The 26,426-nt window shown below is 40.6% G+C and carries 13 protein-coding genes and 1 pseudogene; 2 read left to right on the top strand and 12 right to left on the bottom strand.

From position 1 onward, the window contains the following. The first annotated feature begins 76 nt into the window (after positions 1-76). Both BQ7997_RS16480 and BQ7997_RS16475 read left to right on the top strand, forming a co-directional pair. Positions 77-3,094 carry a tetratricopeptide repeat protein gene (locus BQ7997_RS16480; RefSeq protein ID WP_073347272.1) on the top strand — a complete coding sequence of 1,006 codons (3,018 nt, stop codon included), beginning with the start codon at positions 77-79 and terminating at the stop codon, positions 3,092-3,094. Positions 3,095-3,123: 29 nt separating this feature from the next. Then, positions 3,124-4,848: a TonB-dependent receptor gene (locus tag BQ7997_RS16475; RefSeq protein WP_073347271.1), complete on the top strand. Its 1,725-nt coding sequence runs from the start codon at positions 3,124-3,126 to the stop codon at positions 4,846-4,848. Between the two features lie 126 nt (positions 4,849-4,974). Here BQ7997_RS16475 and BQ7997_RS16470 read toward each other — a convergent pair whose 3' ends face one another. The 12 genes and pseudogenes from BQ7997_RS16470 to BQ7997_RS16415 all read right to left on the bottom strand — a co-directional run bounded on the left by BQ7997_RS16470 (position 4,975) and on the right by BQ7997_RS16415 (position 26,416). Next, positions 4,975-6,186 carry a hypothetical protein gene (locus BQ7997_RS16470; RefSeq protein WP_073347270.1) on the bottom strand — a complete coding sequence of 404 codons (1,212 nt, stop codon included), beginning with the start codon at positions 6,184-6,186 and terminating at the stop codon, positions 4,975-4,977. Between the two features lie 25 nt (positions 6,187-6,211). Next, entirely contained in the window at positions 6,212-8,212 is a 2,001-nt protein-coding gene (locus BQ7997_RS16465) for a glycoside hydrolase family 97 protein (RefSeq protein WP_073347269.1), read from the bottom strand. Positions 8,213-8,244: 32 nt separating this feature from the next. Further along, positions 8,245-9,330, bottom strand: coding sequence for a hypothetical protein (locus tag BQ7997_RS16460; RefSeq protein WP_073347268.1), 1,086 nt, complete (start codon positions 9,328-9,330; stop codon positions 8,245-8,247). Positions 9,331-9,339: 9 nt separating this feature from the next. Further along, the gene (locus BQ7997_RS16455) at positions 9,340-11,538 is read right to left on the bottom strand and encodes a glycoside hydrolase family 3 N-terminal domain-containing protein (RefSeq protein ID WP_083589270.1); all 2,199 of its coding nucleotides are present in this window, start codon (positions 11,536-11,538) and stop codon (positions 9,340-9,342) included. Beyond that, a complete protein-coding gene (locus BQ7997_RS16450) occupies positions 11,535-12,971 on the bottom strand; it encodes an MGH1-like glycoside hydrolase domain-containing protein (RefSeq protein WP_083589269.1) in 1,437 nt (478 codons plus the stop codon). The genes BQ7997_RS16455 and BQ7997_RS16450 overlap by 4 nt, the downstream gene beginning before the upstream one ends. A 244-nt stretch (positions 12,972-13,215) precedes the next feature. Then, positions 13,216-14,661: pseudogene (locus BQ7997_RS16445) on the bottom strand (alpha-L-fucosidase); the annotation flags it as partial. A gap of 10 nt (positions 14,662-14,671) precedes the next feature. Beyond that, a complete protein-coding gene (locus tag BQ7997_RS16440) occupies positions 14,672-16,786 on the bottom strand; it encodes a GDSL-type esterase/lipase family protein (RefSeq protein ID WP_073347265.1) in 2,115 nt (704 codons plus the stop codon). Positions 16,787-16,838: 52 nt separating this feature from the next. After that, positions 16,839-18,872: a beta-glucuronidase LacZ4 gene (lacZ4, locus tag BQ7997_RS16435; protein WP_073347480.1), complete on the bottom strand. Its 2,034-nt coding sequence runs from the start codon at positions 18,870-18,872 to the stop codon at positions 16,839-16,841. 129 nt (positions 18,873-19,001) lie between these two features. After that, complete coding sequence (locus tag BQ7997_RS16430; RefSeq protein WP_073347264.1) at positions 19,002-20,672, bottom strand: DUF6055 domain-containing protein; 1,671 nt, start codon at positions 20,670-20,672, stop codon at positions 19,002-19,004. 121 nt (positions 20,673-20,793) lie between these two features. After that, positions 20,794-22,917, bottom strand: a complete 2,124-nt coding sequence (locus tag BQ7997_RS16425; protein ID WP_073347263.1) for a BT_3987 domain-containing protein — start codon at positions 22,915-22,917, stop codon at positions 20,794-20,796. A gap of 65 nt (positions 22,918-22,982) precedes the next feature. Then, complete coding sequence (locus BQ7997_RS16420; RefSeq protein WP_073347262.1) at positions 22,983-24,416, bottom strand: DUF1735 domain-containing protein; 1,434 nt, start codon at positions 24,414-24,416, stop codon at positions 22,983-22,985. Positions 24,417-24,433: 17 nt separating this feature from the next. Continuing rightward, positions 24,434-26,416: a RagB/SusD family nutrient uptake outer membrane protein gene (locus tag BQ7997_RS16415; protein WP_073347261.1), complete on the bottom strand. Its 1,983-nt coding sequence runs from the start codon at positions 26,414-26,416 to the stop codon at positions 24,434-24,436. Positions 26,417-26,426: the final 10 nt, after the last annotated feature.

Raw genomic sequence — 26,426 nt, 5'->3', positions numbered from 1 at the left:
TTAATGAGCTTTAAATTAATAGCTATTAAAATACGTCATTGAAAGATATGTAGTACTTTTGCATAAATACCCGATTATGAAAAAAGAAATTACCAGACTCATTTGCGCGGCTATCTGCTGCGCACCCATTATAGGATTTGCCCAGACAGGTGACAAGTTCACTTCGACTGACAACCTTTATAAAGAAGGGAAAGAACTTTTCCAGGAAAAGAATTATGCGGCTGCCCTGCCGGCACTGAAAGCATTTGTAAAGCAAAAGCCGACAGCCAGTCTGCTTCAGGAAGCAGAATATATGCTGGTTAGTTCGGCGTACGAGTTGAATGATAAGAATCGGATCGAATTGCTCCGCAAATATCTCGACCGCTATCCCGATACTCCGTTTGCCAATCGTATCTATTCATTACTGGCTTCCTGCTATTTCTACGAAGGAAAGTATAATGAAGCGATGGCGCTTTTCAATTCTACCGACCTCGACTTGCTCAGTAGCGAAGAACGCGACGACCGCACGTATCAATTAGCTACCTGCTATCTGAAAACTGATAATCTGAGAGAAGCGGCTATTTGGTTTGAGACGCTGCGCGCCAACAGTCCCAAATATGCAAAAGATTGCGATTACTACATTTCTTATATCCGCTATACACAGAAACGTTATAACGAAGCGTTGAAAGGGTTCCTTCCGCTGCAAGACGATCCGAAATACAAGGCTCTCGTACCTTATTATATCGCTGAAATCTATGCACAACTCAAAAACTATGATAAGGCACAGATTGTAGCGCAGAATTATCTATCGGCTTATCCGAACAATGAACATGCAGCGGAAATGTACCGTATTCTCGGAGATGCTTATTATCACTTCGGAGAATACCATAAAGCGGTAGAATCATTCAATGAATATTTGAACAAAGACCATTCGGCTCCCCGCCGCGATGCCCTTTATATGCTGGGACTTTCTTACTACCAAACGAAAGTGTATTCCAAAGCAGCCGAGACACTCGGTAAAGTGACAACTACCAATGACGCGCTTACACAGAATGCTTATCTGCATATGGGACTCTCCTATCTGCAACTGGCAGAAAAGAACAAAGCCCGCATGGCTTTCGAACAGGCAGCAGCATCCAATGCCAATATGCAAATCAAGGAGCAGGCAGCTTATAATTATGCTCTCTGCCTGCATGAGACTTCTTTCTCCGCTTTTGGTGAATCGGTCACTGCTTTCGAAAAGTTCCTGAACGAATTTCCGACTTCACCTTATGCTGAAAAAGTCAGCAGCTATCTGGTAGAAGTCTATATGAATACGCGCAGCTACGATGCTGCATTGAAATCAATTGACCGGATTGCCAAACCGAGTGCACAGATATTGGAAGCCAAACAGAAGATATTGTTCCAATTAGGAACGCAGTCCTTTGCCAATGCTGATTTCGAACAGGCTCTGAAATACCTGAATCAGTCCATCGCCATCGGACAATACAACCGCCAGACCAAAGCAGATGCTTACTATTGGTGTGGAGAATCTTACTACCGTCTCAACCGGATGATGGAAGCCGCACGCGACTTCAACGCTTATCTGCAACTGACTACCCAGCCCAATAACGAGATGTATGCGCTTGCCAATTATAACCTAGGATACATCGCTTTCCACCGGAAAGACTATACGCAAGCAAGCAATTATTTCCAAAAGTATGTCCAACTGGAGAAAGGCGAAAACGCAACGGCTTTAGCCGATGCATACAACCGTATCGGTGACTGTCACTTGAATGTACGCAACTTCGAGGAAGCCAAGCATTACTATTCACAAGCCGAACAAATGAATACTCCTTCTGGAGACTATTCTTTCTATCAACTGGCTCTTGTATCCGGTCTACAAAAAGATTATACTGGTAAGATTACCTTGCTGAACCGTCTCGTAGGAAAGTATCCGGCTTCTCCTTATGCCGTAAATGCTATTTACGAGAAAGGACGGTCTTATGTATTGATGGATAATAACAGCCAGGCAATCACTTCTTTCAAGGAGTTGCTGAATAAATATCCCGAAAGCCCGGTCAGCCGGAAAGCTGCGGCGGAAATCGGTCTGCTCTATTATCAGAAGGGGGATTACAATCAGGCTATCGAAGCCTATAAGCAAGTCATCGAGAAATATCCGGGCAGTGAAGAAGCCCGCCTTGCTATGCGTGATTTAAAGTCAATTTATGTAGACTTGAACCGTATAGATGAATTCGCGGCTTTAGCGAATGCCATGCCGGGACATATCCGCTTCGATGCCAACGAACAGGATTCACTGACATATGCTGCCGCAGAAAAGATTTATATGCGTGGACGGATGGAAGAAGCCAAGACAAGTCTCAACAAATATTTGCAGACTTTCCCGGAAGGAGCATTCAGCCTGAATGCACATTACTATCTATGCCTGATTGGAAACGAGCAGAAAAACTATGATATGATTCTTCTCCACTCCGGTAAATTGCTGGAATATCCGAATAATCCGTTTGCGGAAGAAGCCCTTATCCTGCGTGCCGAAGTGCAGTTCAACCAACAACAGACAGCAGAAGCACTGGCGAGCTACAAGATGCTGAAAGAGAAAGCGACCAACGTAGAACGTCGCCAGCTTGCCGAAACGGGGATACTTCGCTGCGCCTTCCTGTTGAGGGATGATATTGAGACCATCCATGCAGCTACCGATTTATTGGCTGAACCTAAACTGAGTCCTGAACTGCGGAATGAAGCTCTTTATTATCGGGCTAAAGCTTATGTCAAACAAAAGGCGGATAAAAAAGCCATGGATGATTTCCGCGAACTGGCAAAAGACACCCGTAATCCATACGGAGCGGAAGCTAAATATCTGGTTGCACAATCTTTGTTTGGCGCTAAAGAGTATGCTGCCGCAGAAAAAGAACTGCTCAACTACATAGAACAAAGTACACCGCACGCTTATTGGCTGGCACGTAGTTTCGTCCTTTTGTCCGATGTATATGCCGCTACGGGTAAAGACCTCGACGCACGCCAATATCTGCTGAGCCTGCAACAGAATTACCAAGGCAACGATGACATAGAAAGTATGATCGAAAGCAGGCTTGCCAAGTTGAAAGGTGCAAATTAAAAGTTGAAAATAAAAAAGTAAAGAATAAGATGAAACATTCTCTATCTATAATAGGCGGACTTGCATTGGCAATTTCCATGCCATCCGTCCTTCAAGCCCAAACTACCCAGCCCAAAGATACGACCATGAATCGTACCGTTGTTGTGGAACAAGAATATAATCCGGATATTATGGACGCATCAAAAGTAAACGTCCTGCCCAAAGTGGAAGAGCCGACAGTGAGCAAGAAAGAGGTGGAATATGCCACGACTTTCTTTCCGGCAACTTCTGTTCCGGCAGGTTTGATGAATCCTTATACCGGAAAAGAAATCCAACCCGGAACAACTCCCGGATATGTGCGTGCCGGATACGGTAATTTAGGTAATCTGGATGTTCTTGCCAATTATTTATTCCGTCTGTCGAAAAAAGACAGGCTGAACGTACGTTTCCAAATGGATGGAATGGATGGTAAGTTGACTCTTCCTTTCACAGATGGTGAAAAATGGAATGCTTTTTATTACCGCACACGTGCTAATGTGGATTATACGCATCAATTCGCCAAATTGGATCTGAATATTGCCGGAAACTTCGGCCTGAGCAACTTCAACTTCAGACCGGGAAGTGTAAACAGCAAACAGAAATTTACTTCCGGTGACTTCCATGCCGGCATCCATTTCATTGATGAAACAGCACCGCTTCGTTTCAATGCCGAAACGAATCTGCTGATGTATGAACGTCAGCATAATATGTTCAATGAGAATGATGCCAATACAGCCCTTAAAGAGACAATTGTACGCACCAAAGGCGATGTCACGGGAGCTATCGGTGACCAACAATCCGTAACCATCGCTTTAGAAATGAATAATCTCCTATACAGTGGATATACAAAAAATATTTCTACCGGAGACGAGTATTTCAAGAACTATACAACGCTTCTTCTGAATCCTTATTATGAACTGGATAATGATGACTGGAAATTACACATCGGTGCCAATGTAGACCTCTCTTTTGGATTCGACAAGTCTTTCCGTGTTTCACCAGACGTAACTGCACAATATATTTTCTCCGACAGCTATGTGCTTTATGCAAAAGCAACGGGTGGCAAGCTATTGAATGATTTCCGCAGGCTGGAAAGTATCTGTCCTTATGGCGAATTGCCAGATGTAAATCCCACTGCAACTTTGGGATATGTACAGCGTCCTTATGATACTTATGAGCAAATCAATGGTACAATCGGGTTTAAAGCGAGCCCCTATCCGGGACTTTGGTTTAATGTGTATGGCGGTTATCAGAATCTTAAAAACGACTTATCGTATTTGGGATTTGACCCAAGCAAGACAAATCATTCCGGTTCTTATCTCACTTTTGCTCAAGACAATACGGATAACTTCTACCTCGGCGGTGAAATCAGCTATGATTACAAAGACATTTTGGGAATATCAGCCAAATATACTTATCGTAATTGGGACAGCAAAAATGGAAAGGAATTATTGGCTGTAAAGCCTCTCAGCGAAATGTCTTTCAATGTACGTATTCATCCGATTTCCGCCTTAAATATAAATCTCGGTTATGATTATGTGAACCGAAAAGAAGTGGAAGGATATTCAAAGATGATTGCCATCAACGATTTGCATATCGGAGCAAGTTACAATGTATTCAAAGGAGTATCTGTTTATGCACAGGTACATAATCTGTTAAATAAGAAGTATCAATATTATTTGGATTATCCTGCCCAAGGATTCAATTTCTTAGGGGGATTGAGTTTCCGGTTCTAATAAATAAAGGGGCGTTTCCATTTTCGGATAACGCCCCTTTGTCAAACCAAAGTTTAAACTTCAACTATTTTGTTATTCCCGGTTACAAAACTACCAGTAATCCTTTTTGTCACACAACTTAGAACATTAATTACCCACTTTAAAGCTCATTACCACCCCCGGGGCGCTGATATCAGTAATATTGAGACTGGGCATAGAGCCATCCAACCAACACAGCATTGGATTTATTCTACCATTAACCGTTTTTACTTTTTTACCAAAAAGAACACGGTTATCATTACCGGTTGCTACAGGCGGTCTTGTTGAAGTATCATTCATCAAATCCTTCCCGTCAGCCTGCACTAGACGGAACCAAGGAGACATGGGTGCTTTATCATCTTCCACCACATGCCAAATAGCCAATCCTGTATCCATTGGATGACCTGCTACATTATGTGTAGGATACCATTTACTATGATTAAGTGCCTGGATAACAAAATATTCTTTCGGATTTCTACGATTCACGTAGCGATACAATGTATCTCTTGCATTCGACTTAATGGATATTTCTCCTTTAAAATTAGATGAAATATCAACCACTTCTGCTGTTTTCAAAGTAAGCAATATAGGTGCACAATAATCAATGGGCGCATTCTTACTACCAGCATTCCATCCCATCATACAAAAAGAACCGGCACTTCCTTTGATAGATAGATCATCCCCCTTTTGATATCCTACATCGGGAAGGCGAAAAATTGCATGAGAGGATTCATGAGCCATTATCCTTACCATATGATCCGGTCCTTTTCCTATGTCACACAATCCAATATGGTTCATTGGAATATACTCATTACCACTTTTAAATGGAATGGCTGAATGAACCCCATACGCAGAATATCCAAAAGGCACTAATACTAACCATGAACCAATTCCATTGTCAGGTTTTCCTTTGTATCGGGTTAATCCGGAAATACCATCAGGATACTTCTCTTGTACTTTCAGAATCACCGAGTCGGCAAATGCCTGTCCCCAATCCCACGGTTTATTCGTGTCCGGGTTTTTGCCTGTAGAGTTTCTAAAGTAACTCATATTTTTATTAAAGCGAATGCGAACAACCGTATGGGTGATTTCATATTTCCCATTTGTCTGATCCTTAAAAAACTCATACAACGATCCGACATTATCCGACTTATTATAGCCACTCTTTTGATTGAGTAAACTATCAATAGCAGCGTCGGATGCCTCATATTGAAAATCATCAAATTCAGCAATAACAGCCAGACCGTGAATTTTTTCCTGGGCGTATATGCCTAAGGAGAAGATTAGGAACAAAATTATAAAAAAAGTATTTTTTCTCATGCGAAAACTCATTTTTAAAATATACCTATTTTGTTATCTTCACTACAAATCCTCCACCGGGAGCCATGTGCAAATTCAATTTCTTATCTGACGAAACTTGTATCACTTCCCGCTTATAGTCTTTTCCTACACGGTCGGCATTGATACCGTCCTTGAAAATCTCAGCATTAAATTCACCATCTCCCAAGAAAGACAAGTCAACTTCCATATCACGGGCTTTCCAATCGGTCAATCCACCTATATACCACGTATCTTCTTTCTGACGAGCCATAACAATATACTCTCCTATTTTACCGCTGATAGGAAGAGTCTGATCCCATACGGTAGGAATAGAAGCGATAAACTTCGTGCACTCCTCCTCTTTCATATAGTTGGTAGGAGCATCACACAACATATTGATAGGAGAATCGAAAATTGTGTAAAGTGCCAACTGACGGCAACGGGTTCCCTGGCTCATTGGTTCTGTATATACCGCATGGAAGTTCTTCATAATCACGTTATTCATTGCTCCCTGTGTATAGTCCATCGGGCCGGCTACCATACGGATGAAGGGTACAGTCACATCATAGAGCACCTGATCAGTTCCCGGTTCAGCCCATTTCAGTTCTTCCAACCCGTGAACTCCTTCAAAATTGATTGTATTCGGATAGGTGCGTTGAAGCCCTGTCGGCTTGGACGTACCGTGGAGATCAATCAGCAGTTTATATTTTGCTCCTGTTTCGGCTGCTTTACGATTGAAGTCAATGACACATTGGTCGTCACGGTCCATAAAATCAATCTTGAAGCCCTTAATTCCCATAGCTGCATAATGCTTGCATACACGGTCCATATCCTTCTCGAAAGCACGATAACCCGCCCATAATATCAAATCCACATTCTTACTTTTCGCATAGCTGACCAATTCTTCCAAATCAATTTCAGGAATAACCTGGAACAAATCAGCTTTACCGGGAACTGCCCAACCTTCATCCAATATCACATATTCGATGCCGAATCTGGAAGCGAAATCAATGTAATATTTATAGGTTTCGTTATTGATTCCCGCACGGAAATCCACATTATAGATATTCCAGTCATTCCACCAGTCCCAAGCAACTTTACCCGGCTTAATCCATGAGAAATCGGTGAATTGAGCCGGAGTAGCCAGTTTATATACCATATCATTACACAACAAGTCTGTGTCGTTCTTTGAAATGACCATTACACGCCAGGGAAAAGCGGTAGCTCCCTCTACTTTGGCAATATAAGGTTCACGGGATTTCACTACGCCTTTAAGTCCGCGTACTTCATCCACCACTTTCTTAGGATAAGCGGCAAATGTGCCTTCCAAAGAGAAACCGGAATCACCATGCTTCACATACATGCCCGGATAATCCAGCAAATCGGCTTCGGTGATACAGATCTTCTTTTGGTTCTTTCCCTCTACCAGAACCGGCAAGAAAGCAAGCTGTTCTTTATCCCATGCAGATAAAGCGGTCTCCAGATACGTATTTTGAAAGGAACTATAAAATGGGTCCTTTTTGCCTTCGTTCATTCTTCCTTTTGGAGAAGCCACGAATATTTTCGGCTCATCAGGGAAACAGAATGCGACTTGTTCACTTTCTACCATAAAAGGCTTTTTCAAATCAGACACAAAACGATAGGCTGCACCATCCTCGTAAGCCCTAAATACCAGACTGTATCCACCCTTAAAATCAATTTTCAGTTCATTGAACTTGTCTTCAATCGATTTCTTCTTATAAACCGGAGGGTAAATTGTTTCATTCACTGTCCGCCTGCTGACCTTCCTGACCTTTGGTTCCAATCCGAAAGCTGTGCCGTCGGTCAGCTTCATGGAAATGGGAGACGGAGCTACCATCACATCCCCTTCATGAAGAACGGAGTATTCCACATTCTTATCACTCACATTCACATTCACTTGCACCTTACCGGACAGATCCTTCAATTCATACATTTTTTGTGCACAAACAGTCAAAGGCGCGACAGCCATTAGAACCGGCAAAAGTCTTCTCATCATACGTCTCATAAACTAATACTTTTTGTATTTTATACTGTTTTTTAAAAATCAATTGTTACCTGATAAGTATCCTTCTTTTCAAAGAATGTCTGTTGCACTTCATATTCAGGCAGCCACACATATTTCTTTTTTCCTTTATATTCAGCTTCCAGCAAAAAAGTGAACCAACGGTTATACGGCAGATTGTCCACATGCCTCGGTTCAGACGGATTATCGTACAAGCCCGGAACTCCGGTTATCATACATTCCCCCTTCCTATCTGTCTGATAAGTACGATAAGGAGTAGCTATCAGGTCATTGAATCCTGCCCTTGAACCATACATATTCAATACCACACCTTTTGCTTTCTTCCCTTTCACCTTCACCGATACATGAATGTTCTCCGGGAACATCTTCCTGAAGAATCCCTGAAAATCACGTCCCGGCCGTTTGGACTTCGCTGTATAATTAATAACATTTACTGCATACGAACTCCATTTATACGTTTTATAATGATTGTTCATCACACATGAATCAGGCTCATATTGAAGATGGTTCACAGGATTCTTCTGTGCCAGTATTTTATCAGCATACAAATCCGTCACTCCACGATAGTGTCCGAACTCATGAGCCACTCCCCTATGGAAATAATCGATACCAAACAAGTCTTCATGCTCTGTCTTGCTACGGCTACGACAAACAACCATACTCAGGTTATCTGCTCCTCCACCGCAATACCAGCCTTTCGCACTTTCCTCATCATCAAAATCAAGTATGGAATCAATGATCAACAGTACGTCATGCTCAGGAAAGCCTGCACTTTTCTTATAGATATTCTCCAACTGTCGTGAAGAGCAATCATAAACCACCTGCAAGTCGGGTACATAACGGAAATAATACTTGAAGCGCCCGTCTCCGGCTTTGTTCCAGAAGTCATTCACCTGTCTGAAAAAAACATTCAGTTTTTCCTGATAAGCTTCTTTTCCGCCCCAATGCTCCACTCCGGCTTTGTCCACTGCTACAAACACCCGATATTCAATTGTATCCAATGGTTGTGCTATGTTTTTTTCCACTATTTTAGCATTCGTCCAAGAAAAGACAGGCAGTAATACAAAAAGGAACATCCATTTTTTCCAGCCGTTTTTCATATTTATTATTTAGTTTAGCGTGTATTTAATCTCTTGCAAGTCACGGCTATTTCCACCGACCATAAAGGTGAAATCACCTTTCTCAACCACAAACTTCATCTGATTATTATAGAACCCCAATTGTTCGTCTTTTACATCAAATGTCACTGTCTTGCTTTCACCCGCTTTCAGCTTAATCTTGTCAAAGCCTTTCAGTTCCTTGATAGGACGGGTAATTGAGGCCACTTCATCACGGATATATAATTGAATAACTTCTTCACCATCATATTTTCCTGTATTCTTTACGGTTACGGCGACACGCGCATACGTATCTTTCCCATTACCCGGAAGCAGTTTCACATCCGAATACTCGAAAGTGGTATACGACAAACCAAAGCCGAAAGGATAAGCAGGTTCGGTAGGGATATCAATATACTTGGCACACCATGCACCATTTGTGGTAGGACGTCCCGTACTCTTATACTGATAATACAAAGGAATCTGTCCGAGATGTTGAGGGAAAGTCATCGGCAGCTTGCCCGAAGGATTATAATCTCCCCACAATACATTACAGATAGCATTACCGGCTTCGCTTCCCAGCCACCAGGTACACAAGATGGCAGGCGCATCCCGACGCACCTCGTTGAAAATAACAGGACGGCCGCACATCATCAGCACAACCACAGGTTTGCCTGTTTTCACTAATTCTGAAACAAGTTTCTGTTGTTCGGAAGAAATGGAGATGTCTCCTTTTGAACGCATTTCCCCACTTTCCCAAGCCTGCTCGCCCATAGCAATAATAACGACATCCGACTGGCGTGCAGCAGCCAATGTCTGGTCCAGGTTCACTATCTGATTTTTCTTCAAGTCATATCCGTCATTATAATTAACAGTTACTCCCCGCTTTTCCATTGCTTCATACAAGGTTACCACCTTGCTTACATTGGCACATGACCATGCGCCACACATGTCTTTCTGTGATTTTGCCAATGCTCCAACCAAGGCTACTTTTTTAATAGAAGGAGAAAGCGGAAGAATAGAACCTGCATTCTTTAAAAGGACAATGGAACGTTCAGCTACATAACACGCTTCCTTGCGCGATTCTTTCGAACCGATCACCGTACGTTCTCTTTCCTCATCACAATAACGGAATGGATCATCAAATAATCCAAGCTTATATTTCTGTTCCAGAATGCGTCTGACGGCATCGTCTACCAATTTTACCGGTACCTTGCCCTCTTTCACCAACGCAACCAGCGTCTTGGCGTAACATCCACTCTCCATTTCCATATCCAAACCTGCTTTAATCGCTTTATAGGCAGCTTCTTTATCATCCTTCGCATAGCGATGATTCATCATTTCTCCCACCGATCCCCAATCGGATACAACGAAGCCTTTGAAACCCCATTGTTTTTTCAGCAATTCTTTCAACAAAAAGCTATTTCCGGTAGCCGGTTCATTATTGAAATCATTAAATGCACTCATAAACGTAGCGGCACCCGCTTCAGCCCCAGCCTTATAAGGCGGCATATAAAAATTAGCAAACTGTCCCATAGACATATCCACACTATTGTAGTCTTTTCCCGCAGCGGGAGCTCCATAACCTGCAAAATGCTTGATACAAGAAAGAATTGTATTTTCCTTCGACAAGTCATCTCCCTGGAATCCGCGTACACGGGCCTTAGCGACCAACGAACCATAATAAGGATCTTCTCCCGCACCTTCCATCACACGTCCCCAACGGGCATCCCAGCTAATATCCACCATCGGAGCAAAAGTCCAGTGCAATCCGGCAGCCGACGCTTCCTTCGCCGCACATCTTGAACCTCTTTCTATGGCATCCAGATCGAAACTTGCAGCCTCGGCCAAAGGCAGAGGAAAGCCAGTACGGAAACCGTGGATAACATCCAATCCAAAAATCAGAGGAATCTGCAAGCGTGATTTCATTGCAGCCTCCTGGTATTTACGTGTATTGGCAGCACCCGACACATTCAATAAAGAACCTACTAATCCTTTACTTATATCTTCCGTCCTACTAACACGGGTATTATTGGGTCCCGTGGCAAAACCACCGGCATATTGATTTAGCTGTCCCACTTTTTCTTCCAGTGTCATTTTCTTCATCAAGCCGGACACGAAACGGTTCATTTTACCCTCGTCAGTTTGACTCTGCGCAATACCGGAAAACGCAAAAATCATCACACATAAACATGTTATCAGTTTTTTCATGGTTTTATAGTTATAATTTGTTCACCTTCTTTTATTCTATATTTCTTGTCGTTTATTTTCAGCATATAAGGCTTATTGCTTTTTACGCACACCTGTTGTCCATTGGCTACAATATCAGTAATCACATGCCCGAATCTAAGGTTGCGCAATCCCTGCTCGCCCAATCCCTTCTTATGCCATTCTACCAGATTCTTTGTTGCATCTATATTATAAAAGCCTAATACATTTTCAATAAAAAGAGAAATAGGACCTAATGCAGACCAACCGCAGAAATCATGCCTCACCAATTCCCGCCTGTCTTTATACTGCCGCTCGGACGGCCGGGGAGCCGAAGGAGAATAACATTCCCAAACGGTTGCCGGCTCAAAAGTCCGGTAAGTCTCGGACATTTGGGATAATAATTTATAAGAATTATCATAAGCCAAGTCATAATATCCATAGGTCTCAAGCGCTTTGGTAGACATATAGGCAAGCGGAAGCCACACAGCCCCTCGCCAATAATCTCCAATCTCATGATTGTAGTCTTCATCACTTCGGGCAACAGACGGCCAGGGATATTTTCCACCGAATTCATTCGGGGCGGCAGCATATTTCACCAAACGTTCCGCCTGTTTCTTATCAGGAATCTCGGCGAGCATCGACCAATACACCGTCGGAGTCCTGACTTTCACAAATGACGTATCCTTCTCGGATAGATCATAATAAAATCCATCCTTCTCATCCCAGTAATATTTATTCAATAGAGTTTTGTTCTCTTTATACAAAGTTACAAACTCTTTAGCAATCTTCTTATCTCCGAGCTCCTTAGCCAGACGATTGATATACAAAGCTGAAAGAGCTTGCTGGGATACCGCATCCATCCACAGCAATTCCCCCTTACGGCCTCTGCCACGGGGCGTATTATCCATACCACTCTGTACCCATCCCCATCTATACCCGATGTCACTCTTCTCCAGAGCAATCCACGCATGTCTGAAATGTAGTTTAGTCCCGCGTTTCAAAGAGTCAAACCAATAATAGTGACGTTGAAGAAACTGCTTATCCTGCAACACTTTTCTGATACGTTCCTTATTGCCTGTCATCTTATAATATTCATATTCCACCCACGAATAGAAAGGCGGGTTATCCGGATGTTGTATTCTAAGTGAAGAAGATTTTTTATTCAGGATAGACTCATAAAAATTATCCAGACTCTCTATTCCGGGGAAAATATCAGGAGCATACCGACAGAACAGAACCATAAACTCCGTATCCCAAATCCAAATCGTATCATCCCAGAGATTCTCGTCCATATAAGGAGACTGAAATACACCTTCCTGATATTTCACCCTGCCCCAAGCAAGTTCCCACGTTTTCCAATAAAGGTCTACAAAGTGAGGATTCTCTGAAAAAACCGGCTGCGGCAACAACTCCTTCTTTAATTCCTCCTTCATGAAATCCCGCGCTTCCAGTTGAAAGGGAATAAATAATAGAATGTATATTATTAATCTACTCACAATAGGTATTGATTTAAAAGTTAATGCTTATTCTAAACTGGATGAACAATCTGTTCCAGTTTTACATCGCAAAGATAGCTGCCTCGCAGATTCATTAAGGCGAATTACGTACAAAAGGACAATAATATTGTAAAGTACAAAAGAATTTGTACCAATAAATGACCTTTTAACAAGTCCACTAATATGCTTCGATAGTATTGATGCAAAGACAAGCACGAGAATCAATAAATCTAATCCGAATTTTATTGGTTAGTATCTCTTCAAAACCTATAATACGTTTATAACCAATAGTAGTAGTTTCCTCCTTAGTTTTCACAGGAAGCCAATTCCCCTGTTGTTCATATTCTATAACAAATGACTTTACCCGTTGTCCCAAAGGAATGTATTCCTGCAAAACGAGTTTATTGATTTTCTCCGCCTGCAATAGCTCAAATTCAATTGTAGCAGAAGTTACACTGTCATCTGTTGCCCAATAAGTGTCATAACTCCCATCCGTTACAGCCTTTGCCGAAAAACGTCTTCCTCTCTCATTTGAAGCTTTAGGAGATAAGCCGGCTAATATGTTCCGCCCCAGCTGTTTTTGTATATTACGGTAAAAAGTAACAGCATTGGCTGAATCCACCGGATGAATCAAGCCTTCACGATTTACCGGGAAATTGAGCAACAGTGTTGCATTGCGTCCCACACTGCAATAATAAAGTTTAGTCAGTTCTTCCGCACTTTTCACCCGGTTGTCTTCTTCCGGATGATAAAACCATCCGGGACGGGTGGAAACATCACACTCTGCCGCAGACCATTGATCACCGTTCTCATGACCGCCCGGTAGCTCCTGCGGATATGGATATCCGGGATAAGCTTTGCCAGCCTGTAAGAAAGCCCAATTGGTCTCTGCTGCAATCCCTCTTTCGTTTCCGACCCAGCGACATCCGGGACCTCCATCTGAAAATATAACTGCACCCGGTTGGAGTTTCTCAACCATTTGAAAAGCCTTCGGATAGTTATAGTATTTCTCACGATCAATTGTGCGTTTTTCTTTTGCTCCGCCATACCAGCCATCCCCTCCATTGGCACCATCGAACCACACCTCAAACAAATCGCCATAATTGGTAAGTAATTCACGAAGTTGTTTATGATAGTAATCCACATATTCCCGGGTACCATAGCCGGCATGATTTCTATCCCAGGGAGACAAATAAATCCCGAACTTAATCCCATGTTTTTTACATGCTTCAGATAATTCACGGACAATATCACCCTTACCGTTTTTATAAGGAGTATTCCGGATACAATACTCCGTCAAACGGGTAGGCCAAAGACAAAATCCATCATGGTGTTTAGCTGTAAGAATAACACCTTTCATCCCTGCCTTTACAAAAGTTTGGACCCATTGTTCACAATCTAAACGAGTAGGGTTAAACGTACCCGGTTCTGAATCTCCAAATCCCCATTCACGGTCATTAAACGTATTCAATCCGAAATGCACAAAAGCATACGTTTCCATCTTCTGCCATTCCACTTGTTTTGGAGCAGGAGCCGGTAAAATAGCTACGGGAGCTTCTACAGACTTACATGCACTTAAGCCAAGCACAATACCGGCAAATAAAGTAAAAGAATATTTTTTCTTCATATACAAGCTATTATTGAGTTAATATTTTTTTCAATTCAGTTGCCCATACCTTATAGCCCTGTTGAGTCAAATGGATATAATCTCCGACATAGAGTTCAGGTCTGATATCTCCTTTCTCATCTACAAACCAAAGGGTAGGATTCACATAATGTACACCTTGTGTTTTTCTCTTAGAAAGAATATGGTGTACTTCATCACATTTCATGCGAATCTCATCTCCCAGTCCTTTACCGGCAGGCAAAACTCCTAAGAATACAATTTTCGTATTCGGTAATCGCTTCCTTGTTTCATCCACTACTGCCATAATACCGTCCACCACCTGTTCCGGAGAATCACCGGCCATCAAATTATTTATTCCAATAGTGATAACGGCATTCTGCGGATAGCATGTTTCATAATTACCATATCGAATGCGCCATAACAGATTTTGTATGCGGTCGCCAGAAATACCGGCACTTTCCCAAAGCGTATCACCTAACACTTCATCTAAGATTCTTTTACCCGGTTTATTCACTACTCCCAGACGGCTTCCACCCCAACCTTGAGTGATAGAATTTCCCAGCAATAAAAGCCTCAAGTGCCTTCCTCTTACTTTCTCTATAATTTCGTCAGCCACTTTGTGCCAATCCCAACCGTTAGCCCATCCTGCCGCCGAACGATACTCATTCCCCGGAACAGCATGTGTACAGGCGTTGAAAGTTGGGCATGTAGCCTTCAATATAAAATTTACAATTCTCCTGGGATTACTCAATGAATGAGGATGATGTCCCACTCCCGGCTTATGTATGACAGTAATAGGAGCATGTAACGTTTTCATGCGATATTCGAAAACAGAAGTATTCTCACACACAGGTACGACCTTATCTTCATCTCCCACAACATGAAGTATAGGAATGCCGGCTTTAGCCAGAATGTTAACATGATCTATCGGATTCTTATTCCAACTTAGAGCCTCCTTTTCATCGGAAAATCCATAAGCCGCAAATAGCTGTTGAGTATCCAACAACGAACCTTTTGATTTACCTTTTCCCAATGGCCAACTTTTAAAATCCATCACAGGAGCATCGGCATAAATACATGCCACCTTTCCCGGGTTTCGAGATGCCCAGTTATAGACAATCAGCCCTCCTCTACTCATACCTTCCAAAACAACCTTATTTGAAAACCCTGCTTTGACCATTCGTTTATAGAAATGATTCCAACGCTCAATTGCCTCATCAGAGCCATACTTGTTTGCCACATCACAGTAAGCTATATGAAATCCGTTTTCCAACAGTGCAATATCCGTTTGTGGCTCATGATCCCAGAAGCGAGCCCTAAGAAGCCAAGGTTTTCCGACAGCTGTTCGTGAAGGTTGCACTAAAAAACACTTCACTCCTTTATCAAAGAACTCAATACCTTTATATCCATGAAAATTGAACTCTTTCCCCTCCTTTATTTTCAAACCTTCTTTCAATTCTTTACAGGCATACTCAACTGGTAGACTCAGATAACGATAGATTTGTTCCGCAATCATACCGGCTCCGATGGAAGAAGGGTGCAGGCGATCAGGCATTAAGTACGATTCCCATTTTTCACCCAAAAGATTGAATAAATTAATTATCTCCAGACCATTTGCTCTGGCTATTTTTTCTATAACAGGACGAATTTCCTTTTCTATAATCTGATTATTGATCTCAACAGAATTTGCAGGTAAATAACAACGCAGTGGTGTCAATAGGATGACACGGGGTTTAGAGTCCAGCCCTTGATAAGCATCTATCAAAGTCTGATAATCCGACTGAAAATCAGAACTGTATTTCCAATTTATACCTTTGGAGTCAAAGGTACCTAACTTAATCAAAACAATATCAGGTTGAAATTTAAGAGACTCCTTAAATTCATGACTTTGGAGATAGGGATTATTACCTTTATAAAGGCAAGTAGAACCATTCAGTCCAAAATTCCGGACCACATACCCATCACCCAAATAAGCCTGCAGCTGTGTAGGATAAGAGTTTTTCTCCCGATTCTGTATACCTGCTCCATAAGTAATGCTATTGCCTATACAAGCTACCCGAACAGGCTTCGCATACAAGCTGATAGAAAGTACTAAGTGTATTAATAAAAAGTTTAATCTTTTCATAACTGGTTACAATTAAAATCTTATTGCTACTTCACCAGATATCATATACCCTTTATAAAATGCAATAGTACATATCTGTCAGTGGTTGTTTCTTATTTGTAGTCTTTACTTCTATTTTGTTCTCTCCGGGCTTTAGCATCACATTCTCCCACTCCAAGATAGAATATCGGTCTGTTTTCATTTTACCATAACTCTTTCCGTTAACAAACAGTTCTGCTTCGGGTTGATTGGAAAAGGCTATAATAGTTTGTTGCTGCCGTCTACGTATTCTATTACGTTTGCCAGCCAGATAAATCATAGGCTCCTCCTTGTTCCAATTCGCTTTATAAAAATAAAAAGCATCCTTACGCACTTTCCTGTCAAACGTGACCAAACCTTTGTCATTAATGCCGGGGCGATCCCCTTCGGTACGGTGCGCCGCACCAAAATCGAACATGTTCCATACAAAACTTCCCCATACAAAAGGACGTTCGGATATCGCTTTCCAATTTTCTAGATGATAATAAGTTTGCCAGTTTTCCGGATGCCACCAACTTGTAGGATTCGTTTTCACTAACGAATCTTGTTGATGATAGATACTTGCTCCGGCGCCATATTCACTAATAGCAATACGAATTTCGGGATGTTCTTTATGCATCCGGTCCAGCCATTTTCCCAAACTTTGCGGAGTACCGCCATACCATCCGTCATAGCGGTTCCATGCAATAAGATCGGTCACGAAGTTTATTTTCCCTGATTGGTTACTGGCAGAAGTGGTGGGACGGGTAGCATCTTCCTGATGCGCCAGCACATTCAACTCTTTAATGTATTCCACCGGATTATCTCCATCTTCTGTCAGCTCATTAAACAATCCCCAAACACAAATAGAAGGGTGATTATAATGCTGGCGAATCAATTCTTTAAGCTGTTCTTTTCCATTGTCACGAAAAGACGGAGAATCTACAAAACCTGTATCGTCGTATCCGCCGGGACCGACAAAAGGTATTTCAGCCCATACCACGATACCTAGCCTATCCATCAAATTATAAAAATAAGTAGATTGCGGATAATGGGCCAAGCGCACGGCATTCACTCCCATTTCCAACATTAATGCCGCATCTTCGTCGTGGTGCTCCCGACGTAAAGCATTACCAACCTCACTCCTATCCTGATGACGGCACACTCCCCGAAGCGGTAAATGTTTTCCGTTCAAAATAAATCCTTCATCAGGATCTATCCGATAAAAACGAAGTCCTAAAGGCTGTATTACCTGGTCCAGTATCTTTCCATCATGCAAAAGAGAAATTTCTACCTGATATAAAAACGGATCCTGCCGTCCATTCCATAAATGCGGATTTTCCAATTCTATTTTCATTTCCTTTTGCAAAGTAGAACCAGGAAGGAGCATAATATTTTCGCTCATTTCTTTTATTACTTTACCTGCATCCAACAAAACAATATTAAGTTCCACCTCCCGTTGCTTACCATTTCCATTGGACAAATCAACAAGAGCACTAACACGAGCGTACTTATGACTTACACTATCTTGAATCAGTCGAACACCGAAAGAAGCATAATTCAAAGGAGAAATACAAGATTCATCAGTAATTAATAAATGTACATCCCGATAAATTCCGCCATAAAAGTTAAAATCTCCCACCAAAGGCATTACGTCCAACTGTTCACCATTATTCACCCGTACTAAAATAGAATTATCTTTTCCATACTCCACTTTATCTGTAATTTCGAACACAAAAGCGCCGTATCCTCCTCTATGCTCACCGATATGTTTGCGGTTAATAAAAACATTGGCTATACTATTCACACCTTCAAAGCGTAAGAAAAGACGCTTTCCTTTCCATTCCGAACGAACAAACAGCTTCCTCTCGTAATTACCGATTCCGCGTTTATAATCTAGCTTACCGGATAAAGCATCCTGTGCATTCCAGGTATGAGGTAAATCCACTCGAAGTTCCGTACCCCTTTGTACTTGATGAGAAAAACGGAATTTCCAATGATTATTCAACAGGATATCTTGCCTTTCAGCAAAAACGGTTAAACTATAATACAAAAAGATGGTAACAAAAGTCCAAAAATGATGTTTCATATCTACTAGCCTTAATTTATCCGGTTTCAATTTTATAACGATGCACATTGACAAAAGCAACAAATGATTATCTTTAAAATAGCATTTTGAAACAGCTTCTCCAAAGATAATCATTCGTTCACTGAGATTTTACTTCTTAATTACTCTACATTTGTCACCGTCCGGCTCCGTATTATCCAATGTAAATTGGTAAGGCCATTGGTTTTCAGCTCCTGTATCATAAATTTCTTTGGGAGTGGCAGTCACTACTAACCAAAGATGCTCCGTATTCTCGGGAACTTGAAGACTTGCAGATCCGATGTCTTCCTTACTCGGTTCTCCATATACACGTGAACCATCTTTTAATACTGCCAAAAATCCATATCTCCATTCAGCATTATTGGGTTTGGAAATATTATAATCCCCACTCTGTATAATGCCTCTAAAATTAACCTTAACTGTAGTTCCCGCTTCCGGTACAGTCAATTTAATACCGTTATATCCATAGTTACTCGGACAGCGTTCAGGCGCAATTCGATAAGTTACCCCCAATTGAATCAATTGACAAGTGTGCACATTTGCCCCTCTGGCAGCATACGCCATCTCTATACGAGGCAGATCCCAAGTAATGAAACGGGATGCCGCATCATACATTTCCTCATTGAGTTGTTCTTGACTTATGTGAGTCAAACGTTTATAGGTTTTAATAAAGTTGAGCTGTCCATCTTCTGTCTTATCATCCAAAGTTGTCTCTTGAAATATTCTGCTCATAATTTCTACCCCATGTTTATTCGCCCAATATTCAAACATATATGGATTATTGTATGCATTGTCACTATGCCCCAACGAACGATGCGTACCACTGATATAATTCGTAAAATGATTAAATTCCTGATCAATCCATTCCGGTGAACGGCGAAGCAATGTCCACTGAGAAGTCATCTCAAACAATGGGCCGGGAAACCAAGCATTCTTAATACCAGAATCCCATAAAGCCATATATTGGAAACTATGAGATACTTCATGATACACCATATTGGTGTTTTTTGCATGTCCCGGACGAATAGCCAACTCACCCACGGGATAATTTCCTCCACCGGTAGCACCGCCTCCATCATCATTTATCACATATACAATAAGTTTATATTTATTCGTGACTGATTCCTCCTTACTCCCAAAGTATAAGTCATATTTCATAAAATCATATACTTCTTCCGCCATTTTCAGCAAATCATCCGGATTGAACTTTCGCTCTGCATTTTGTGGGTTGGTACCAAATGATTTTTCCCAAAAGAGAGCCACATTGTCACTTTCTTTCATGTAATGTTTATTAAACTTGCTATTTTCATTTTCAAAAAGCTCCGGTCCATTTTGTCCGATCATAGTATATTCCGGAATAAGAAGAACTTTTTCTACCTGTGTAAATACAAACCTATAGATATCCTCGTTGGCACTGTTAGTTATCATTACCTCACTTTTTTTCCCGGAGTCTTTATCGGGATTTGCAGCCACCGTGAGAGTAATCTCACCATTGCCACTTTGTTCGCCCGAAGGAGTGGCGGTAACCAAGTCTCCGCTTACCACTTCCACTTTCCATGTTACCTCTGGGGAAGCTGTAACCGTCAAGTGATAATCCTTTCCTGTAAAAGGAGCATTAACAATGACCGGACGGGTATAATTACAAACCAAACTCAAAGAATTTACCTCAAAAGAGAGTGGCATCTCTCTCTTACCTTTATCATCGTCATCACTACAGCTAGTTGCTGTAACAGCCAATAACATTATAGGAAGAATCTTCCATATCCATTTCAAAATATTCATATTTGTTTCTCTTTTATGATTTAACTTTAAAAACTTTTTATATCACCTCCATTTTACTAAAAAACAAGCAAAAAGGAGATGATACGTATTGTTACAGTCTACAGCGCAAATAATTAATTCATTATTTACCATACACCTTCAGCTGTTGGAGAGCGACACATGGATAGTCTCCACTCGTCCATTTCCCCCAATCAAAACCGACTATATCTTTTACAGTATTATTGCTACCGGTCTTGTCACGATTGGATAAAAACGACAATCGGATCAAAGAAAGTCCACTTTCTTCCAATCTAAAGAGTAACATTTTTGATTTATCTTCGAAGCTAGAGCGCCCTATCCAAGTATCTTTTTCGAACGGTAATATATTGTCATCAAACTTCAGTCCTCCAATTTTCTTTAAATCATCCTCAGATGTTCCTGCATAAACCACTATCTCATTAGGTACTGCATTAGGCCAATTTCTTGGTTGATAATTAAAAGAGAATGCTTGTGAAAGAAGTTGCTTAGAAAAATCAATATCAAGATATACACCATATTTCGAATCAATCTTAGGATCTGTTTGACCATTATTAGTATACCAAATAGACTGCCAATAGCTACCATCACCCTTTAGCAAATTGCCAACCACATTTCCTCCATCCGTACCACTTGCCTTTAGCATGTCAGTAGTTAAGGGTATTGGAAGCAAATCGTCAATTGAATTGACTTTATTTTCTACAATCACATGAACGTAAGCTACTTTTTCTTGCACTCTAAAGGGACTATCATCACTACATTTTGTTGGACTAATCGGATATAAATAATTTTTACCCAATTCCAAGCCATCACCGGATAACGTAGCAGTAACCAATTTATAATTATCTTCTTTTGTAAATTCAGAAGACGACAAACTACAGTTAGTTATAGGCAATAACTCATAAGAAACGCCATTAGCTTGGTTATATTTCTCAACCAAGCTCTGTAGAATTGTTTCATCTTCTTCAAATTCTACAGCGAACTCCCACTGATTGATTACATCAAGAGAAAGTTTAAAATCATAAGATGCCTTTTTCTCTCCTTCATTCAAAATAAGTACATGCTTATACTCCTTTGAATCCATTGTTACAACAGGAGTGGTTATATGAGGCTTCATAAAAACTTCTTTAAAAGGAAGCCCGTCTACATAAACACGAATGCCACTGACATACTCCTTATCTTCAACTCCTAATTCTCCTACTTCTTTTGTAAATACAATTTCTATATCCTTCGACAATTCCGATTCTTCAAAATCAACGGTACCAGAAGGTATAATAATATATTCTGCAGGAATAGACATGTATGTTGTTCCAAACTCAGAATTATGCATATCCAAATCTTCTTGTGTGAATGGAACAAGAGTAAGTTCTCCCTCTTCTTTATCAATAGTTAGCAGAGTAGTAATATCTTGATTAGCATTATAGAAATCGAATTCTTTCACATCTCTGGAAATGTCCCGTTTATGTACGTCTACCACCAACCAAATCAGTTCTACCTTTCTATCACCGACAGAAATACTTATTGGCAACATATACTCCTTGTTCTGATCTAATTTACCAATCTCCTTATTGATGAATTCAACCTCTACCTTTCCATCAACATTTATCCCATTCGGCAATGAATAACATTCTATGGGAAGAAGTTCATATGCAGTAAGATTATCATCATTATACTTGTCCAAATCCTCTTGACTCAATGCAGTTATAGAAACATTTCCTTCTACCTTATTTATGGGAATAGCATAAACCGTTTTTTCCTTGTTATACCTATCTTCATTATAATAAATACAAGTATACCGATCTTCTTTTTGCACCATTTGATTTGGATCATATTGCTGTGTAAATGCATACTTATAAACCTCGTCATTAATACTATTCTTAATAGTCACTGTAGCTGTCCGGTTTTTTATATTAGTCGGATTACTTGATGCGACAATCAAAATTTCTCCATCGCCACTTTGCGCAGTTACAGGTGTAGCTACCAACCAACTTTCGCCTTCATACTTAGTTGTCCAAGTTACATCCACAGAAGATTTTACTATTAACTTATATGTTTGACCGTCCATAGGTACTACAACATCAACAACATTACTACTGTTACATTCCAAATCTGTAGAAGATAGTTCGAAGAATGACGACATAGCATCATCATCGTCGTTACAACTTCCCATTGCAACAGATAACAGTAGCATAGGAATGATTCTCCATATATTTTTTACCAAAATTTTCATATGTTTTTGTTTTTCATTTTATGATATGTTAAACAATCACTTTACTAACCACAATTTTCACACAATTATTGGCCATACAATTTAAATCCAGACAATGCCACCGAATTTTGGTCTCCACTCACAGCTCCCGTTTGTGTCAGGTTTTTAACTTGTGTACCATTAGCACTAGACATAAAGGATACTCGAACCAAAGATATCTCTTGGCGTCCTACCGAGAATTGCGGCATATCTACATTTTGTTCCGGATCATCCGTCCATACCCCGCCCTTTTTAGGCAAATTGTTTTTCGTTACACTCAATTCGCCCACTTTTCTCAAATTATCCTTATCTGTTCCTACATATAGTATAATCTGATTCGGCACGGCATTAGCATACTCTCTAGTCGAATAATCAATCTTAATCTGCTTCTGTATCATAGGAGTGATATTGGATACATCTATATCAATATACACACCATATTTTGGATCATGCTTAGGATCTGTATTACTGGTCCAAATTGATTCATAATATGTTTTAATATCAGGATCAAGCATATTCTTGAGTGGATTTCCCGACTGGATACTATTTGAAGTTAACATATCTTCGGTCAAAGAAATAAGTTTCAGTTCACCTGTAACCATTACATGAATATAACAAATTGCTTCCCTTACATCAAATGGCATACCTACCACTTTCTTCGGAATGATTGGAATCAAATAATCATCCATCGTTAAATTGTCATTACTCACCTCCACGAAAGAAGAAGCAAGAGCCTCCCCTGCCGGAAACAATATCGTAGACTCAAACGTTCGGTTCTCCTTGGGCAATAAGATATAATCAACTCCCATTGTCTCATTATACCGTTGCACTGCTTTATTTAACTCATCCTCATTGTTCTCTATTCTTAATTTAAGATCCCATTCGTTTCTCACGTCCAGATAAAAAGAAAGCTCAAAATTCTGTTTTTCCCTTTTGCCCTCTTCCATTCTAATCACATGAACCCCTGTGGGCTCCATAATAATGCTGGGTACAATTATATTCGGCTTGAAATAAACGATACTTTTATTATCGTTTACCGTCCCATAATCAGCCTCCAAACGAATAGGCAACATGTACTCGCCTGTTTTTGCCAACTCGCTCATATTTCCCTTGAACACCACATCTACATTCCTATATTCTACCCCTTCTTCGAAAACTACCGATGTAGGCATATCATAATATTGAGAGGCTAAAAGCTTATAGTTACCATCAATTGATTGATTATACTCATCCATCTCTACTTGCGTAAAAGGAATCAGATTTATAGTGGAAGTTCCACTCAAACCGTGCCCTCCTCTTCCAATAGTGATGGTTTGAACTTTTGCATTATTCACACTATAAAAGTCAAATTCATTGACACCTTCCTTCTGATAATAGTAAACAGAATCAAATTCTTCCGTGAAGTTTTTATTACCGTCTTCACAGGAAAGAAAAGTCACAGTCACTCCAAGAAGAAATAAAATAATATATTTTGTTTTCATACAGCACATATTTATAATTAATTACTATAACCGGGAGCTTGAACCAACTGCGGATTAGAATTGACGTCAACATAATAAATGGGGAGTATATACTGCCTGTTATTCCAGTCATAAGGTTGATTTACCTTAATGCGCTGTCTGAATTCATCATATTCCAACCCTTTTTCTTCTGCTCTCAACCCTTCACGCTTTCCGGCAGCCAGATATTTGCCACCTTCCACCCAACGACGTACGTCAAAGTAACGCTGGCCTTCTCCATAGAATTCTACATAACGTTCGTTCTTGATCCACTCCATCAATGGCAGATCCGTCAAATCCTCTTTTGTAATTGCCTTCAAACCGGCACGCTGATGTACAGCATTAAGATTCTTAAGTGCATCAGTTGCATAAGCGTCCGACTTACCATCTGAAGACAAATTGGCCTGACATTCTGCCAACATCAAATAAAGATCTGCCATACGAATCAACGGATAGGCAGGATTTGGAATGCCTCCACCACCAGACGTATTAAGTTGTGTATTCGGATCTAAGAATTTTTGAATAGCAAAACCTGTTACCAAATGGTTTCGGTTGTATTTAGCCGGATTATATCCTTGTCTATCCGGATCACGCGTATCTATTTGAACCGGTTGTCCATCAGCAAGACGAGAAGAATAATCACCTTGATGGAATCCTAACCATGCATAAAATCTAGGCTCACGCCCTACACAAATATTGAACAGCTCCGAACGACCGGTTACCCCTGCCGGGTCCAGCCATTTGCTTTCAGCAGGATATTCATTTTTTGACGCAGCAATTTTAGGCAACGTTCCTTTATCGGTATAAAAATGTTCTACTGCATACAAATAAGGAGAAGTTGAACTCCAACCACCATATTCAGAACCATTATTAAGTTTCATCATATTGTTAGGTATACTTCCGAAAACAAAGTTGGTAGTTTTATGCAATTCCCAAAGAAGTTCCATATTTCCCTCACTTCCTTTGGCTGTCATCATGTATCGCAGGGTCAACACTTTATTTTGAAATGCCTTAATCTCAGCATCAGTTCCCTTTATATTGGGAATATAAGGCATCGGAAGTTTATTTTGTTCCTGCAGACTTTCATCACCAGCTTTTGTACCAAATAAATAATGTCCGGCATCCAAAGCTGCATCCAATGCTTCCTGAGCAGCCTTCTCAGCACGTACCCATTTTTCACGATCATATGTGGTGCTAACTAATGCTGTACCATATCCCGGAGTCTCCATAGTTTTCCCTAACTTTACATTTTTCCACTCCGGATAAGGAAATTTACCGTTCCACAAAGGAGAAGCTGCATAAAGCAACACTTTGGCTTTCAATGCCAGAGCAATAGGCCGAGTAGCCCTACCTACTTCCGTATTCGATCGGATATTCCGCAATTTGTCACCCGCCAGTACTTTCTCATCTAATAACCGAACAATCCAATCAGTCACATAATCATAATGCATACGCCCCGGATATTCATTTTCACTAGCAGTTTGCGGAAGTAATCTGTCACTGATAGGACAAGGTCCATAACAACGTAATATTTCAAAATGATAATAAGCCATCAAAAAATAAGCTTCCGCCTCCCATTCTTCTTTCATCAAATCACTTACCGGCGCCTTTTTCAGTTCCTGTAGAAACAGATGAATCTGCCCGATATACCTGTAATAGTTACTCCATTTACCACCATCGTTGTTATTACCTGTAAATAGATTATGAGCTACTTTGAGTGAGTTATAACCTTGCAGGCTATATTCTAATGGAATTGCATATTCATCTGCAGAAGCTTCTGTATTTTCAAAAGCCACAGGTGACTGTATTCCTGCATAACAAGAATGCAAGAATCCCAAAGTACTGTTAAAATCTTGTGTTGCATCATCCAAGTCAGCTTGTTCCACAGGAACAATCTCAAGGAAATTACAAGAAGCCGTCAAGCAACACAGTGACACGATCAATGAGCTGCTTAATATTTTAATTGTATTCAATAGTTTCATATATTCAAAA

This window comes from Bacteroides congonensis, from assembly GCF_900130125.1.
GTDB lineage: Bacteria > Bacteroidota > Bacteroidia > Bacteroidales > Bacteroidaceae > Bacteroides > Bacteroides congonensis.
This window is presented reverse-complemented; position numbering and strand designations above follow the sequence as displayed.